Origin of the sequence: Actinacidiphila bryophytorum, assembly GCF_016916835.1 — a bacterium.
GTDB lineage: Bacteria > Actinomycetota > Actinomycetes > Streptomycetales > Streptomycetaceae > Actinacidiphila > Actinacidiphila bryophytorum.
The window spans coordinates 269,095-286,167 of record NZ_JAFFIX010000003.1; the positions used below are offsets into that span (position 1 = coordinate 269,095).

Annotated in this window: 9 protein-coding genes and 1 pseudogene; 7 read left to right on the top strand and 3 right to left on the bottom strand. The window is 73.3% G+C overall.

Annotation, left to right across the window (positions count from 1 at the left end):
• Positions 1-25 precede the first annotated feature (25 nt).
• Positions 26-2,185, top strand: a pseudogene (locus JT723_RS06360) (MMPL family transporter); the annotation flags it as partial.
• An 83-nt stretch (positions 2,186-2,268) separates the two neighbouring features.
• Here JT723_RS06360 and JT723_RS06365 read toward each other — a convergent pair.
• Positions 2,269-3,927 (bottom strand): protein kinase domain-containing protein, encoded by a 1,659-nt coding sequence (locus tag JT723_RS06365; protein ID WP_251512458.1) that lies wholly within the window; start codon positions 3,925-3,927, stop codon positions 2,269-2,271.
• Between the two features lie 226 nt (positions 3,928-4,153).
• Here JT723_RS06365 and JT723_RS06370 point away from each other — a divergent pair, with 226 nt between their 5' ends.
• Both JT723_RS06370 and JT723_RS06375 read left to right on the top strand, forming a co-directional pair.
• Complete coding sequence (locus JT723_RS06370; RefSeq protein WP_205043483.1) at positions 4,154-4,369, top strand: hypothetical protein; 216 nt, start codon at positions 4,154-4,156, stop codon at positions 4,367-4,369.
• A 92-nt stretch (positions 4,370-4,461) separates the two neighbouring features.
• Positions 4,462-7,488 carry a helix-turn-helix transcriptional regulator gene (locus tag JT723_RS06375; protein ID WP_205043484.1) on the top strand — a complete coding sequence of 1,009 codons (3,027 nt, stop codon included), beginning with the start codon at positions 4,462-4,464 and terminating at the stop codon, positions 7,486-7,488.
• A 216-nt stretch (positions 7,489-7,704) separates the two neighbouring features.
• Here JT723_RS06375 and JT723_RS06380 read toward each other — a convergent pair whose 3' ends face one another.
• Together JT723_RS06380 and JT723_RS06385 are read right to left on the bottom strand one after the other, a co-directional pair.
• A complete protein-coding gene (locus JT723_RS06380; protein ID WP_205043485.1) occupies positions 7,705-8,946 on the bottom strand; it encodes a PQQ-dependent sugar dehydrogenase in 1,242 nt (413 codons plus the stop codon).
• Positions 8,947-8,999: 53 nt separating this feature from the next.
• Positions 9,000-9,992, bottom strand: a complete 993-nt coding sequence (locus JT723_RS06385; protein WP_205043644.1) for an aldo/keto reductase — start codon at positions 9,990-9,992, stop codon at positions 9,000-9,002.
• A 47-nt stretch (positions 9,993-10,039) separates the two neighbouring features.
• On the opposite strand from JT723_RS06385, the gene JT723_RS06390 reads away from it, so the two are divergent.
• The 4 genes from JT723_RS06390 (at position 10,040) to ilvN (ending at position 16,971) form a co-directional block, all read left to right on the top strand.
• Positions 10,040-11,011 carry a 2-hydroxyacid dehydrogenase gene (locus JT723_RS06390; RefSeq protein ID WP_205043486.1) on the top strand — a complete coding sequence of 324 codons (972 nt, stop codon included), beginning with the start codon at positions 10,040-10,042 and terminating at the stop codon, positions 11,009-11,011.
• 328 nt (positions 11,012-11,339) lie between these two features.
• Positions 11,340-14,219 (top strand): putative bifunctional diguanylate cyclase/phosphodiesterase, encoded by a 2,880-nt coding sequence (locus tag JT723_RS06395; protein WP_205043487.1) that lies wholly within the window; start codon positions 11,340-11,342, stop codon positions 14,217-14,219.
• A 229-nt stretch (positions 14,220-14,448) separates the two neighbouring features.
• Positions 14,449-16,320 carry an acetolactate synthase large subunit gene (locus tag JT723_RS06400; protein ID WP_205043488.1) on the top strand — a complete coding sequence of 624 codons (1,872 nt, stop codon included), beginning with the start codon at positions 14,449-14,451 and terminating at the stop codon, positions 16,318-16,320.
• Between the two features lie 123 nt (positions 16,321-16,443).
• Positions 16,444-16,971 (top strand): acetolactate synthase small subunit, encoded by a 528-nt coding sequence (gene ilvN, locus JT723_RS06405; RefSeq protein WP_205043489.1) that lies wholly within the window; start codon positions 16,444-16,446, stop codon positions 16,969-16,971.
• Positions 16,972-17,073 lie beyond the last annotated feature (102 nt).

Here is a 17,073-nt window from a genome sequence, read left to right on the forward strand (position 1 = left end):
GTCGAGCACACAGGAGCAGCTGTTCATGGCCGCACTCGCACGGTGGTGTCTGCGCCACCGCCTCACCGCCGTGCTCCTGTGGATCGCCGTCCTGGCCGGTCTGACCGCTGCGGCGGGCGCCGCGGGCTCCGCCTACTCACGGCACTACGAGGCCCCCGGCACCGAGTCCGGCCACGCCGCCGCGCTGCTGCGCGAGTCCTTCCCCGACCAGGCGGGCGACAGCGAGACCATCGTCTGGCACACCGGCCACGGCACCGTACGCGCCGCCGCCGTCGAGCAGACCATGGCCAAGGTGCTCGACCAGGCCAGGCACCTGCCGGGCGTCGCCTCCGTCGACAGCCCCTACACCGAGGCCGGCGCGGCACAGATCAGCGCCGACGGGCACACCGCGTACGCCACCGTCGGATACGCCCAGGACGCCGACAGCATCCCCGTCGCCCAGGCCAAGGCCCTGGTGGCCACCGCCAAGGCAGCACAGGGCGGCGACCTGCAGGTCGAGCTGGGCGGCCAGGCCGTCGGCATGACCGAGAGCGCGGGCGCCCACCTCAGCGAGATCGTCGGGGTGGCCGTGGCCGCGGTCGTCCTGCTGGTCGCCTTCGGGTCCTTCGCCGCCATGCTGCTGCCCATCGCGACCGCACTGGTCGGCTGCGGGACGGCGTACATGGCGATCGTGCTGCTCGGCCACGCCATGACCGTCGCCGACTTCGCCCCCATGCTGGGCATGCTGATAGGGCTCGGCGTCGGCATCGACTACGCGCTCTTCATCGTCAGCCGCCACCGCAGAGGCCTCAAACGCGGCCTCAGCGTGACCGAGGCCGCGCAGGAGGCGGTGGTCACCACCGGCAGAGCCGTGGTCTTCGCCGGCGGCACCGTCTGCGTGGCGCTGCTGGGCATGCTGATCCTGCACCTGAGCTTCCTCAACGGGGTCGCGGTCGCCGCAGCCCTCACCGTGCTGCTGACCGTGGCCGCCTCGATCACGCTGCTGCCCGCGCTGCTGGGGCTCATCGGCCCGCGCGCCCTCAGCCGCCGCGAGCGCAGGGCGCTGGCCGAGCACGGCCCGCAGCCCGAGCCGCCCGCGGGGCTCGCCGCCCGCTGGTCGGCCTTCGTCGAACGGCACCCGAAGCTGCTGGGCGCACTGGCCGCCGTGGTGATGGTCGTCCTCGCGCTGCCCACCTTCACCCTGCACCTGGGCACCTCCGACCAGGGCAACGGCCCCGCCAAGGCCACCACCCGGCAGGCCTACGACCTGCTCGCCGAGGGCTTCGGCCCCGGTACGAACGGCCCGCTCACCCTGGTCGCCACCACCGACGGCGCCCAGTCCCGGCTGGCCCTCGACCACCTGCCCGGAACCCTGCGGGACACCCCGGGCGTCGCCTCGGTCAGCCCGCTGGAGCTGTCCGGCGGCACCGGCGTGATCACCGTCGTACCCGACAGCGCCCCGCAGGACCGCGCCACCTCGCAGCTGGTCGACACCCTGCGGCACGAGGTGCTGCCCGCCGCGGAGAAGGGCGGCGGCCTGCAGGTCTACGTCGGCGGCCCCACCGCGAGCTACGACGACTTCGCCGATGTCGTGGTCGGCAAGCTCCCGCTGTTCGTCGGCAGCGTCGTCGGCCTCGGCTGCGTCCTGCTGCTGGTCGCCTTCCGCTCGGTCGGCATCCCGCTCAAGGCGGCGGCCATGAACGTCGCCGCCGTCGCCTCCTCCTTCGGGGTGGTCACCGCGATCTTCCAGTGGGGCTGGGGCAGCGAATGGCTGGGCCTGGGCAGAGCGGGTCCCATCGAGCCCTTCCTGCCGGTGATCATGGTCTCGGTGCTCTTCGGGCTGTCCATGGACTACCAGGTCTTCCTGGTCAGCCGCATGTACGAGGAGTGGCGCGAGACCCGCGACAACCGGCGGGCGGTGCGGGTGGGCCTGGCCGAGACCAGCCGGGTGATCACCTCGGCGGCGGTCATCATGATCGCGGTCTTCCTGGCCTTCGTGCTCAGCGGCGACCGGGTCATCGCGATGTTCGGCATCGGCCTGGCCTCCGCCGTGGCCCTGGACGCCTTCGTGCTGCGGACGCTGCTGGTGCCCGCTCTGATGCACGTCCTGGGCGACGCCAACTGGTGGCTGCCCGGCTGGCTGGACCGCCGGCTGCCGCGGATCAGCATCGAGGCCCCGGCCGCCGCCCGCCCCGTACCGCTGCCGCAGCTGCCGGTCCCCGCGGCACCTGCCGGCCAGGGGCAGGACGTGGGCGCCGACCTGGGCGCGGACCTGGCCGCGGACCTGGATCAGCGGGTCAGCGTCGGGTCGGCCAGCACCCCGATGCCGCACGAGGACTCGGAGACCGCCTCCCACTCGATGCGCAGCCGCAGCACCCCGGAGACGTCGAAGACCGGGTGAAAGGGCGGGCCGACGGTGGCCTGGTCGTGGAAGATCCGCTTGCCGTCGGCCAGCACCGTGAAGGTCATGCCGGCGTTCGGGCTGTTGTCGTCGAGGCCGATCACCACGTCGAGCTTCGCGTACTGCTTGCCGAGGTTGTACTCGACCGAGCCGCCGTAGCAGTCCGTGGTGTGCAGCACGTCCTTGTGCTGTACCCCGTCGACGGCCGCGGTGCCGCGCTCCAGCGGGAAGAGGCTCTGGTCGGTCGGCGTGAGGTCGGTCAGCGACGTGCCGCCGTCGGCCGGGTCCGCACCGCCCGTGCCCGAGCTGGTCGGGCCGTGCGAGGTCCCGGTGCCCGGCGGGTTCTGCGCCGCGGAGCCGTCGCCCGTGCCCCCGCCGGACAGCGCCACGCCCGCGAGGGCGCCCCCGCCGACCAGGACCACGGCCACCGCGACCGCCAGCACCACCCGTGCGGTACGCCCCATGCGCCGCCTGTCACCCGGCGGCGGCCCTCCGGCGGGCACCGGCGTACGGAACACCGGCTGCGGGGCGCGCGGGGGCGGCGGGGGTACGGGGGCCTTGGGCAGGGCCTTAGAGGGGGCCTTAGAGGGGGCCTCGGGGACGGCCGGAGGTGCGGCCTGCGGTACGTACGCCGGTGCGGGCGGCTGCTGCGGGCGGGTCGCCGACACCACGTACGAGCGCAGCTCGCGCACCCAGCCGGTCAGCGAGGCGGGCCGCGCCTGCGGGTCAGCCGCGAAGATCGCCGCCACCCGCGCCGCCCGGTCCGTGTCCAGACCCGACAGGGCGGGCAGCGCCAGCAGCGCCGCCCGCAGCGTCTCCGGCACCGGGGCCGGCGCCAGGCCGCTGAGCAGGAAGTACGCGATGGCCCCGAAGGCGTAGCGGTCGCCGGCCGGGCTCCTGGTGCCCTCGAAGACCTCCGGCGCCGCGAAACCCGGGGTGAACCACACCTCGGCCGTCCGGTGGTCGGCGGCCAGCTTGCTCAGCCCGAAGTCCACCAGCGTCGCCTGGCCGTGCCCGTCGACCATCACATTGCCGGGCGACAGGTCGCCGTGCACCACCCGGCGGCCCGACGGGGTCGCCGCGCCGCTGTGCAGCCAGTCCAGCACCTCCGCCAGCTGCTCCAGGCAGCGCACCGCCTCGCGGCGCTCCTGGGCCGACTCCAGGGTGCGCTCGGCACGCCAGTCGCGCAGGTCCAGGCCCTGCACATGGTTCATCACCAGATACAGCGCCCGGCCGCCGCCGGCGGGCAGCTGCCCGCCCGGGTGCGCGGACGGCCCCTCGAAGTGCTCCCTGATCCCGACGACGCCCGGCCGGTGCACGAACCGCAGCAGCTCGGCCTGCTCGCGCCACTTCGTGCTGACCCGCGCGAAGAGGTCGGGCGCCAGGGTCTGCTGGGCGTCCAGCATCTTGACCACCACCGGCTCCGCGGCGCCGCCCAGCTCCAGTTCCGCCAGATACAGCACGGCCTCGCCGCCGCGCCCGATCGACCGCAGCAGGCGGTACCGGTCGGGCATGTCGTCCGGCCCGATGAACAGCCCGCTCTCCACGAGTTCCCCTCCAGCGGGGTCGCCAAATCCGTTGCGTCCGGCCCCCGTTGATTCTGCCACCCGGCAAGCGGCACGGCCCGGGAGAGCGACTAAGGCACCCGCCGGTCCGCCTAAGCACCCCGCGGCGCCAAGTTCGGGAAGGTGCCCGATGTGGCGGGGGCACCTGGGAGACGAAGCTAAGGGCATCGGGAAAACCGACCCGGGGAAACCCACAGAGGAGAACACCATGTTCGGCTACGAGATCCAGCAGGCCCGCAGGGACGAGCTCCAGCGCAGCGCCGACGAATGGCGCCTGGCCCAGCAGGCCAAGGCGGCACGCGCCGAGCGCCGCGCGGCGGCCCGCCGCTCCCCGGCCAGGTCGGCCGTACGCACCGACCAGGAGGCCGCGGAAAGTCCCGCCCGCGCCAGGCGCCGCGTCCTGCACCCGCACAGCGCGGCATGACCGCCGAAGCGGTGGCGGCCCCGCCCAGGGCCGCCGCACCGCAGGGAGCAGGGCGCAAAGTAACCGGTGTCGCATCCGGGGCCGGGCGTGAAATGCTCGGAAGCGTGCAGACCCAGTCGCTCAGCCCCGTCTTCATCGGCCGAGACGCCGAGCTGGCACGGCTTGCCTCGGTGCTGGCCGACGCGGACGCGGGCGAGTCGCAGGCCGTGCTGATCGGCGGCGAGGCCGGGGTCGGCAAGACGCGGCTGACGGAGGAGTTCCTTGCCATGGCGCGCACGGGGGGCGCTGTGACAGCCGTCGGCGGCTGCGTGGAGATCGGTGCGGACGGGCTTCCGTTCGCACCGGTCTCCGCTGCTCTGCGCGACCTGTACCGCACACTCGGCCCCGAGCTGACCGAGGCGGCGGCGGGCCAGCAGGGCGAGCTGGCCCGGCTGCTCCCCGAACTGGCCGGCACCGACGGCGCCCGCAGGGAGCTGGGCGACGAGGACGGCCGGGTCAGGCTGTTCGAGCTGACCGCCCGGCTGCTGGAAAGGCTCGGCACCGACCGCACCCTCGTGGTCGTCGTGGAGGACCTGCACTGGGCCGACCGCTCCACCCGCGAGCTGCTGGCGTACCTCTTCCGCTCGCTCCAGCGCTGCCGCGTGCTGATCGCGGCGACCTACCGCGCCGACGACATCCACCGCAGGCACCCGCTGCGGCCCTTCCTGGCAGAGGCCGACCGGCTGCGCCGCGTCGAGCGCCTGGAGCTGGCGCGCTTCACCCGCGCCGAGGTCCGCAGCCAGCTGACGTCGATCATGGCCGACGAGCCGGACGACACCGTCGTCGACAAGGTCTTCGCGCGATCCGACGGCAACCCCTTCTTCGTCGAGGAACTGGCCTGCAGCCTCCGCCGCGGCTGCGCCACCGGGATCAGCGACTCGCTGCGCGACCTGCTGCTGGTGCGCGTCGAGGCGCTCTCGGAGGACGCCCAGCGGGTGGCCAAGTTCGTCGCCGAGGGGGGCAGCACCGTCGAGTACCGCCTGCTCGCGGCGATCACCGGGCTGTCGGAGGACGACCTGCTGGACGCGCTGCGGGTCGCCGTGGGCGCCAACATCCTGCTGCCCACCGACAGCGGTGAGGGCTACCGCTTCCGGCACTCCCTGGTCCGCGAGGCGGTCGGCGACGACCTGCTGCCCGGTGAGCGCAGCCGCATCAACCGGCGCTACGCGGAGGCCGTCGAGGCCGATCCGGCGCTGGTCCCCGCAGACGAGCGGGCCGCAAGACTCGCCAGCTACTGGTACGCCGCGCACGACCCCGCCAGGGCGCTGCCCGCGGTGCTCAGCGCCGCCGTCGAAGCCAGGCACCGCCACGCCTACGCCGAGCAGTACCGGCTGCTGGAGCGGGCGCTGGAACTGTGGGACGACGCCCCCGAGGACATCCGCGCCGGGCTGCGCCCCGCCGACTACACCGAGGCGTATCCGCCCTGCGACTGCCCGCCCGGCACCCCGCTGGGCTTCGTCGACCTGCTGGCCGAGCTGACCGTCGCCGCCCGTCTCAGCGGTGAACGCGAACGCGCCTACGCCATGGCCAAGCGGGCGCTGCGGCTGATGGAGCGCAGCGGCAGCCCCGACCCGCTGCGGGCCGCCTGGTTCTGGGCGCAGCGCTCCAAGGTCATGGAGGTCCTGGGCCGCGGCGACGGCTGGGAGGAGCTGGCCCGCGCCCGCGAGCTGGTACGCGGCCTGCCGCCGTCCGCCACCCACGCCGAGGTCCTGGCGATGATCGCCGGGTGGATCATGGTCCACAAGTCGGGCGCCGAAGGCATCGCCATCGCCGGGCAGGCCGTCGAACTGGCCAGGACCGCCGACGCCCACGACATCGAACTGCACGCCCGCGTCACCCTCGGCCTGCTCCAGGCCGACAGCGGCGACGTCGACGGCGGCATCGCCGGAGTCGAGGAAGTACGCCGCCAGGTCAGCGACCAGCGCGCGCCGCTGATCATCTCCCGCACCTACGGCAACCTCTCCTCGGTCCTGGAAGGCGCCGGCCGCTCCACGGAAGCGGTACGCGTCAGCACCGAGGGCCTGGCGCTCATCGGCGACCAGGTCGTCAACTCCACCAGGGCGTGGCTGCTCGGCAACGAAGGCGAGTCGCTGTTCATGCTCGCCCGCTACGAGGAATCCGCGGTCCGGCTCGCCGCCGCACGGCGGGCCGTCGAAGGCCCGCTGCTGTGCGCCGGCGTCGAGATGTTCCAGGGCTTCCTCGCCCTCGCCCGCGGCGACATCGACGCGGCCGCCGCGTACCACGCCTCCGCGGCCGAAGGCTTCCGCTACGACACCCAGCCGCAGCACCAGATCCCGCTGCGCGGCCTCGGCATCCGGCTCGCCGTCGCCCAGGGCCGCTACGACGAGGCCAGGCGCGGCCTGCTCGCCGCCATCGACGCCGGATTCCCCGCCGGCACCGCCCGCTACTCCTGGCCGATCGTCGCCGACGGCGCCGCGGCAGAGGCCGACGGGCCGTGGCTGGCCACCGGCGACCCCGCCCGCGGCCAGGTCATCGACCGGATCAGGACCGCCGCCCGCGAACTCGCCCGCCCCACCCCCCTCTACGAGGCCTACGCCCTCCTGGTCGACGCGCACCTCGCCCGCGCCGAAGGCCGGCACGAACCCGAACTGTGGGCTGCCGCCGAGGCCGCCTTCGCCAAGGAGGAGCGGCCCGCGGAGCTGGCCGCCGTCCGCTACCGGCACGCCGAGGCGCTGCTCGCCCGCGGCCCCGACGCCCGGGAGCGGGCGGGCTGCCTGCTCGCCCAGGCGCACGGCGTCGCCGCCGCGGCCGGGGCCGAGCCGCTCGCCGCGGACATCGCCGCGCTCGCGCAGCGCGTGCGGCTCCCGCTCGACCCGGACCGGCCCGCCGATCCCGTCGACCCGGCCGACTCCCTCGGCCTCACGGCCCGCGAACGCGACGTGCTCCGCCTCGTCGCCGACGGGCGGACCAACCGGCAGATCGCCGAGGAGCTTTTCATCTCGCCCAAGACGGCGAGCGTCCACGTCTCGAACATCCTCTCCAAGCTCACCGTCTCGACCCGCGGCGAAGCCGCGGCTCTCGCCCACCGCCTCCACCTCTTCGCCGGCGCGAGCCGATAGCCTCCCCGGCGGGGGCTGCGCACGTGATTGGCCCTTGCGGCGCACTTGCACGTTGCGGTGCGTTGTGGCTTGTCGCGCAGTTCCCCGCGCCCCTGAGGGGTGCCCTCTCGGGCGGAGGGTGAGCGTTTTTCAGGGGCGCGGGGAACTGCGCGCTCAGCCCCCACCCGGGGGGAAGATGCGGCGCCACGGCAAGTGGCAATCACCTGGGGGGCGGGGTCAACTCACGGTGAGTTGGAGGATGCGGTCGTCGGACGGGTGGGGCTTGCCCCGGCCGTCCGTGTTGCTGGTCGTCACCAGGATCGTGTGGTCGTCGACCGCGACAACCGTCCGCAGCCGGCCGTAGGTGCCGGTGAGAAACGCCTGCGGCGCCGCCGTGGCCCTGGGGCCGTTCAGCGGGATGCGCCAGAGGCGCTCGCCCTTGAGGGCGGCCATCCAGATGGAGCCCGCCGCGTAGGCGATACCGCTGGGGGAGGCCTCGTCGGTGTGCCACTGCGCGACCGGGTCGACATACCCGGCGCGATGCGCGATGCCTTCCACCACCGGCCAGCCGTAGTTCTTGCCCGGCTCGATGAGATTGAGCTCGTCCCACGTGTCCTGGCCGAACTCGGAGGCCCAGAGCCTCCCCTGCGCGTCCCACGCGAGCCCTTGGACGTTGCGGTGGCCGGGTGAGTAGACGAGGGACCCGGAGACCGGGTTGTCCTTGGGCACCTGCCCGTCGGGCGTCATGCGCAGGATCTTGCCGCCGAGCGAGGACATGTCCTGCGCGAGCCCGCGCTGCCCGGTCTCGCCGGTTCCGGCGTAGAGCATGCCGTCGGGGCCGAAGGCGATCCGCCCGCCGTTGTGGATGGAACCCGTGGGGATGTCCCGCAGGATCGTGTCCGGCGCCCCGAGCTGGTCGCCGGGGGAGCGGGTGGGGTCGAAGACCATGCGGGCGATGCGGTTGTCGGACTCGGTGCTGAAGTAGGCGTAGAGCAGGTGGTCGGTGCCGAAGTCGGCGGAGACGGCGAGGCCGAGCAGGCCGTTCTCGCCGCCCTGGGTGTGGGCCACCCCGGGGACGGTGCCGACGGCGGTGGACGTCTTCTTGGCCGGGTCGACCCGGGTGATCTTCCCGGTGTCGCGGGAGGCGACGAGCAGTGTGCCGTCGGCGAGCTGCACGACGCCCCAGGGCGAGGCGAGCCCGGTGGCGAGGGTGGCGGTCACCTCGGCGCTGCCCTTGGCGGGGGCCGGGGTGGCCGACGGGGTCGCGGTGGTGGCGGGTGCGGCGGAGCTGGGGGCCGCGGGGGCGCCGGAGGTGCGCGCGGGGGTGGTGGGCGTGTGCGCCCCGAGCGGTTTGCCGTCGCTGCACCCGGCCAGCAGTGCCGCGGCCAATGCCGTGGCCGCGGCCGCCGCGACCGCCTTCCCAGAACCCACCGCTGGACCTCGCACCGTCGCCACCGTCCTTTGCCTGACCCAGCACATCACACCCTCGCCGCCTCCCGCAGCCGGAGCCGCGGCTTGTCCCGGCGGACGGGTCAGTCCCAGGAGCCGCGGGCCGGGGGGAGGGCGGCGATCTCCGCGAGGTCGCCGGGGGTCAGGGCCAGCTCGGGGGCGCGGGTGTTCTCCACGGCCCACCGGGCGGTCCGGGTGCCGGGGACGGGTACGACGGCCGGCCCCTGGGCGAGCGCCCAGGCGAGGGCGACCTGCGCGGGGGTGGCCTCGTGGCGGCGGCCGACCCGCCGCAGCCCCGCGACGATCGGCTGGTTCGCGGCCATCATCTCGGCGGTGAAGCGCGGGTGCCTGGCGCGCAGGTCGTCCGGTTCGAAGCCCTGGCCGGGGGTGAGGGTCCCGGTGAGGAAGCCGTTGCCGAGCGGCATGGCGGCCAGGAAGCCGACGCCGTGCGCCGTGCACCACGGCAGCAGGTCGTCGAGTGCTTCCGCGGCCCACACCGACAGCTCGGCCTGGACGGAGCTGACGGGGAAGACCTGCTGGGCGCGGGCGAGCTGGCGCAGTGTCTCGTCGTGGAGCGCGGCGCCGCCGCGGCGGTGGCCGCGGGCGCCGACGGCGCACAGGCCGAGGGCGCGGACCTTGCCCGCGGTGACGAGTTCCGCCATGGCGCCCCAGGTCTCCTCGACGGGGACCTCGGGGTCGACGCGGTGCAGCTGGTAGAGGTCGATGGTGTCGGTCTGCAGGCGGCGCAGGGACGCGTCGCAGGCGCGTCGGACGTAGGAGGGGCGGCCGTTCGCGACGATGTGCTGCTCCCCGGCGAGCAGTCCGACCTTGGTGGCGACGAAGGCGTCCTGCCGCCGTTCCTTCAACACCCGCCCGAGCAGCAGCTCGTTGGTGAAGGGGCCGTACATGTCCGCGGTGTCCAGCAGTGTGGTGCCGTGGTCGAGCGCGCTGTGCACGGCCCGCAGCGACTGTTCGCCGTCCTGCCGGGACGCCGCGTACGCCCAGCTCATGGGCATGCAGCCGAGCCCGACCGCCCCCACTGCCAGCGCTGCCGCGCCGACCGCCCTGCGCTCCACCGTGCCGACCTCCCTGAGACGCAACACTGTGCCATAGCCTCCTGACCATGACCGACATGACCCAGGACCCCGCTGCGGGCGGCCGCCGCCCGCAGGTGTGGCTGTCCCTGCCGCCCGAGGAGATCGACGGACTGCCCGCCGCGTTCGACTACGTGTACTGGGACGGCACCGGAGACTTCCCCGCCGATCCCGAAGCCGCCGACTTCTACGTCGTGCCCTACATGAAGGGGCCGACCGCCGGCGCACTTCCGCTGCCGCACATGACCCGGGTGCGCGCCGTCCAGACCCTGAGCGCCGGTGTGGACCACATCGCGCCCCATCTCCACCACCTTGCGCCGGGTGTGCGCCTTTGCAACGCCCGCGGGGTGCACGAGGCGAGCACCGCGGAGCTGACGCTCGCCCTGATCCTGGCCTCGTTGCGCGGCATCCCGCGCTTCGTCCGCGGCCAGGACACCGAGAAGTGGTACGCCGGATTCTACCCGGCACTGGCCGACCGCCGGGTGCTGATCGTCGGCTACGGCTCGATAGGAGCCGCGGTCGAGGACCGGCTCGCGGCCTTCGAGTGCGAGGTGGACCGGGTGGCGCGTACCGCACGGGACGCCCCGCGCGGCCCGGTGCACGCGCTGGACGACCTGCCGGGACTGCTGCCGGCCGCGGACGTCGTGGTGCTGACCACCCCGCTGACCGAGCAGACCAGGGGGCTGGCGGGAGCCGACTTCCTGGCCGCGATGAAGGACGGCGCGCTGCTGGTGAACGTCGCGCGCGGCGCCGTGGTGGACACCAAGGCGCTGCTGGTCGAGACCGAGTCGGGGCGGCTGACGGCGGCACTGGATGTCACCGACCCCGAACCGCTGCCGCCCGGGCACCCCCTGTGGCACGCGCCGGGCGTGCTGATCAGCCCGCACGTGGGGGGCAGCACGTCCGCCTTCCTGCCGCGCGCCAAGCGCCTGGTCCGGTCCCAGCTGGTCAGGTTCGCGCGGGGGGAGGAGCTGGCCAACGTCGTCCTGGTGACCGGCTGACCCCGGCACCCCCCCCGACAGCCTGGTCCCGCCGGCACCGGGTGACTCCGCCGGGTGTCCGGCAACCCCCATACGGTTACGCTCAGTAGAGGGCACCTATCGCTGAGTGACGGATCTGGTGTATCGTCCGGAACCGGGGGCGCGTCGCAGTGCCGGAGCCGACGACTGCGACGAGAACGACGAGCGAGTAAGGGGGGCGACGGGCGATGCACGTACCGAGGCCGTTCCCGGGCAGCAGCACCCAGCGCACCGCACGACCCGACCGGCCGGCGACCGGGCACCGGCAGCACGCCGGCTGCCGGCCGGCCCCGCGGTACGGGACAGCGCGGTGACCTCCACAGGGGCGGTGCTCGGCGGGCCGCCGGCGCGGGAAGGCGGCGCCGGGCTGCTGCCGCAGCTGGTCCTCGCCCTGCTGTGCGGCGGCTACACCACCGGAGCCGTGCTGGGCTGGGGCGCCGCCGACGTCGCCGACTTCATGGGGGACTTCGGGCTGTCGGCCGCGGCGGCCGCCGCCGCGGTCTCGATGCTGCTCTACGCGCGCAGGGCCGCCGGGCACCGGGCCGCCTGGCTGCTGTTCGCCGCGTCCTCCACCATGGTCGCGCTCGGCAACGGCATCTGGGGGTGGTACGAGGTCGTGCTGCACCGCCCGGTGCCGCAGACCTCGCCCGCCGACTTCTGCTTCCTGCTCTTCGCGCCGCCCGCCGTGATCGGCCTGCTGGTGCTGGCCAAGCGGCCGGTGACCAAGGCCGGCTGGGTGTGCCTGGGCCTGGACACCTGGCTGATCGGCGGGTCGCTGCTGACCTTGTCGTGGAGCCTTGCGCTGGCCCGCACGGCCCGCTTCGACGGCCCCAGCACCGCCAAGGTCGCACTGTCGCTGGCCTACCCGCTGCTGGACATCGTGCTGGTCAGCATGGTCCTCGCACTGCACTTCCGGCGCTCGCCCGCCAACCGCGCCGCGGTCAACACCGCACTGGCCGCGCTCGCGCTGACCGTGCTGTGCGACGCGCTGTTCACCTCGCCGCTGCTGCGCGAGCACTACCGCTCGGGGCAGATCCTGGACGCCGGCTGGTTCGCCGGCAGCATGCTCATGGCGTACGCGCCCTGGGTCGGCCGCCGCGAGCAGCCGCTGCTGCGCCCGGGCACCACCACGCGCAGGGTCACCGGGTCGCTGTCCGCGCTGACGCCGTACCTGGCCGCCGCGGTCTGCACCCTGGGCATCCTCTACGACGTGATCACCGGCGACAAGTGCGACAAGGTCGTGCTGCTCACCGGAAGCACCGTGGTCCTCGCGCTGGTCGTCCGGCAGGGCATCATGCTGCTCGACAACATCGCACTGACCCAGGAACTGGCCCAGAAGGAGAACCACTTCCGCTCCCTGGTCCAGGGGTCGAGCGATGTCATCATGATCGCCGCCCCCACCGGTGTGCTGCGGTACGTCAGCCCCGCCTCGGTCGGCGTCTACGGGCGCGACCCCGAGGAGCTGATCGGCACCGAGCTGTCCGCGCACATCCACCCCGACGACCTCGGCCGGGTCGTCCACGAGGTGCGCCGCTTCCTGGCGGCGCCCCCGGGCGACGAGCCGGCCACCAGGATCGAGTGCCGCATCAGGTCGGGGCGGCGCGGCGGTCCGCACGGCGAGGACGGCTGGCTCAATGTCGAGTCCAGCGTCAACCGCTACCAGGGCGGACTGATCTTCAACAGCCGCGACGTGACGGAACGGGTGCGCCTGCAGGCCCAGTTGCAGCACAACGCCTCGCACGACCCGCTCACCGACCTGCCCAACAGGCTGCTCTTCCTCGACCGGGTCGGCAGGGCGCTCGGCGGCCGGCGGGCCGGCGACGGGCGGGCGGCGGTGCTCTACGTCGACCTCGACGGCTTCAAGGCGGTCAACGACTCCGTCGGCCACCAGGCGGGCGACCACCTGCTCATGCAGGCCGCCCGCCGCCTCCAGGACGCGCTGCGCGGCGGCGACACCGCGGCCAGGCTCGGCGGCGACGAGTTCGCGGTGCTGGTCTGCGGCGCCCTTGAGCACCAGGTCAGGGAGATCGCGGAGCGGCTGCGGGCCGCGCTGTGCGAGCCCTACCGGGTGGACGGCGGTGTGGTGCGGGTCGGCGCCAGCATCGGCATCGCCTTCGCCGAGCCGGGCAGCTCGGCGGGCGAGCTGATGCGCAATGCCGACCTGGCCATGTACCGCGCGAAACAGGCGGGCAAGGGCCGCGTGGAGCTGTACGCACCGCAGTTGCAGGCCGACGCGGTCCGGCGCACAGAGCTGGCCACCCGGCTGCACCAGGCGCTGCACGACGGCGAGTTCACGCTGCTGCACCAGCCGGTGGTGGAGTTGTCCTGCGGCCGGATCGCCGGTGTCGAGGCGCAGGCCCGCTGGCGCTCGGCGCAGGGCATCCTCTTCACCCCCGCCGAGTTCCTGCGGGCCGCCGAGGACGTCGAGCGCACCTCGGAGCTGGGCCGCTGGCAGCTGGAGCAGGCGGTCGCCATGGCGGCGCTGCGCTACGGGGCAGGGCATCGGGTCCCGGTGACGGTGAAGCTGTCCGCCCACCGGCTGCTGCACCGCGACCTGCCGGCCGGCGCCGTGGAGGGCCTGCTGGAGCGGCACGAGCTGCCGCCCGGCGGCCTGGTGGTCGAGCTGACCGGCGGCGACCCGCGGATCGCGATGGACGAGCTGGAGCGGCGGCTGACCGAGCTGCGCAAGGTCGGGGTGCGGATCTCGCTGGGCGGTTTCGGCACCGGGCATGCCGCGCTGAGTGCCCTGCGCACCCTGCCCCTGGACGCGCTCAAGCTGGACCGGGGCTTCGTGGAGGGCGTCGTCGAGTCCACCCGGCTGCACAAGATCACCCGCGGCCTGCTGCGGATCGCCGCCGACCTCGGGGTGCGCACCGTCGCCGACGGCGTGGACCGTCCCGAGCAGGTGCACGCGCTGCGCGAGATGGGCTGCGGCCAGGGCCAGGGCATGGCGTTCTCCGGACTGCTGGACGAGCACCGGCTGCGCGGCTCGCTGACCCGCGGCGAGTACCCCGTACCGGGTGATCCCGCCCGCGCGGAGCTGCTGCACGGCGGCGGCAGGGCCGTACCCCCGGAGACCCCGCCCAGGGCCTCTGGCCTGGGCGGAAGCCCCGGTGAGCAGGTCGCTTCCCGTACCGTGCAACTGCCCGCCTGCCGATCACATAGTGAGACGCGTGTCCCACCCGCTTGACACCCGGAGGGGACCCGGAGGAAGGTCGAGCCCATGCGCACCCGAATTCTCGTACTTGGAAAGCGCGTCGGCTGACCGAGGCCACTCCACCGCCTCGCACACGCACCGGCGCGCTCCCCTCGCTTGCCTCACGGCACGAGGGGTTTTTTGTTGCCCGGCACCGTCCGGCACCCGTCCGGCAACCGGGCGAAAACCTCACCACCCTCATCTTCGAGAGAAGAGAACGCAGATGACCGAGCAGGCCACCGGGTCCCACCATCCGCAGCCGCGGACCCGCAACGCGGTCCCCGCCGCCACCGCCGAGCGCATGACGGGCGCCCAGGCGCTCATCCGCTCCCTCGAGGCCGTAGGCGCGGACACCGTGTTCGGCATCCCGGGCGGTGCGATCCTGCCGGCGTACGACCCGCTGATGGACTCGGCCAAGGTCCGGCACGTGCTCGTGCGGCACGAGCAGGGCGCCGGGCACGCCGCCACCGGCTACGCGCAGGCCACCGGCAAGGTCGGGGTGTGCATGGCCACCTCGGGGCCGGGCGCGACCAACCTGGTCACCCCGATCGCCGACGCCCACATGGACTCGGTGCCGATCGTCGCCATCACCGGCCAGGTCGCCGCGAAGTCCATCGGCACCGACGCCTTCCAGGAGGCGGACATCTGCGGCATCACGATGCCGATCACCAAGCACAACTTCCTGGTCAGGGACGCCGCCGACATCCCGCGCACCATCGCGGAGGCCTTCCACATCGCCGCCACCGGGCGCCCGGGGCCGGTCCTGGTCGACATCGCCAAGGACGCGCTGCAGAACCAGATGAGCTTCACGTGGCCGCCGCAGCAGGACCTGCCCGGCTACCGCCCGGTGACCAAGCCGCACGCCAAGCAGATCCGCGAGGCAGCCCGGCTGATCAACGAGGCCCGCCGCCCGGTGCTCTACGTCGGCGGCGGTGTCGTCAAGGCCCGCGCGACCGCGGAGCTGCGCATCCTCGCGGAGCTGACCGGCGCCCCGGTCACCACCACGCTGATGGCGCTCGGCGCCTTCCCCGACAGCCACCCGCAGCACGTCGGCATGCCCGGCATGCACGGCGACGTCTCCGCGGTCACCGCACTGCAAAAGTCCGACCTGATCATCGCGCTCGGCGCCCGCTTCGACGACCGGGTCACCGGCCGCCTGGACACCTTCGCGCCGAACGCCAAGGTCGTGCACGCCGACATCGACCCGGCCGAGATCTCCAAGAACCGGGTCGCCGACGTGCCGATCGTCGGTGACGCCCGCGAGGTGCTCGCCGACCTGATCGTCGCCGTCCAGGCCGACCACGAGGCCGGCCACAAGGGCGACTACTCCGAGTGGTGGAACCACCTGAACTTCTGGCGGAACACCTACCCGCTGGGCTACGACGTCCCCAAGGACGGCAGCCTGTCGCCGCAGCAGGTCATCGAGCGGATCGGCCAGCTCGCCCCGGAGGGCACGCTGTTCGCCGCGGGCGTCGGCCAGCACCAGATGTGGGCCGCGCAGTTCATCAAGTACGAGCAGCCCGGCACCTGGTTCAACTCCGGCGGCGCCGGGACCATGGGCTACGCGGTGCCCGCCGCGATGGGCGCCAAGGCCGGTGTGCCGGACGCCACGGTGTGGGCGATCGACGGCGACGGCTGCTTCCAGATGACCAACCAGGAACTGGTCACCTGCGCGCTGAACAACATCCCGATCAAGGTCGCCATCATCAACAACGGCGCCCTGGGCATGGTCCGCCAGTGGCAGAACCTCTTCTACGGCGAGCGGTTCTCCAACACCGTCCTGCACGCCGGCGCCGAGCACCGCCCCGGCTCCACGCAGGGCGTCGGCTCGATCCAGAACCGCGGCACGCGCGTCCCGGACTTCGTCAAGCTGTCCGAGGCGATGGGCTGCGTCGGCCTGCGCTGCGAGTCCCCCGACGAGCTGGACAAGGTCATCGCCGAGGCGAACGCCATCAACGACCGCCCGGTCGTGGTGGACTTCATCGTCCACGAGGACGCGATGGTCTGGCCGATGGTCGCGGCCGGCACCTCCAACGACGAGATCATGGCCGCGCGCGATGTGCGCCCCGACTTCAGCGACGACCTGGATGACTGACGCCCGAGGTCCCGCAGCGGCCGGCCGAGGAACGAGGCCGTCCGCGGAGGGACCGAGCAGGAAGGCAGACCGAGAAATGCTTTCCGACTGAGACCGGAAGAGCGAGAGAAGGAAGCACAGAACATGTCCAAGCACACGCTCTCCGTCCTGGTGGAGAACAAGCCCGGCGTCCTGGCCAGGATCACCGCGCTGTTCTCCCGCCGCGGCTTCAACATCGACTCCCTCGCCGTGGGCACCACCGAGCACCCGGAGATCTCCCGTATCACCATCGTCGTCAACGTCATCGACGAACTGCCGCTCGAACAGGTGACGAAGCAGCTCAACAAGCTGGTCAACGTGCTGAAGATCGTCGAACTCGACCCCACGGCGGCCGTCGCACGCGAACTCGTCCTGGTGAAGGTGCGCGCCGACAACGAGTCGCGCTCGCAGATCGTGGAGATCGTCCAGCTCTTCCGCGCCAAGACCGTGGACGTCTCGCCCGAGGCCGTCACGATCGAGGCCACCGGCGCCGCTGACAAGCTGGAGGCCATGCTCAAGATGCTGGAGCCGTTCGGCATCAAGGAGCTGGTCCAGTCCGGCACGATCGCCATCGGCCGCGGCGCCCGCTCCATCACCGACCGCTCGCTGCGCGCGCTGGACCGCTCCGCATAGCTGCCGCGGAAGCCGCCGCGCGCGATCCGTATGGCGAGACCCCGAAACCCGCATCCGCCCACCCGTCGTACGGTGGGCCGCACAACCCGATCCAAGGAGAAC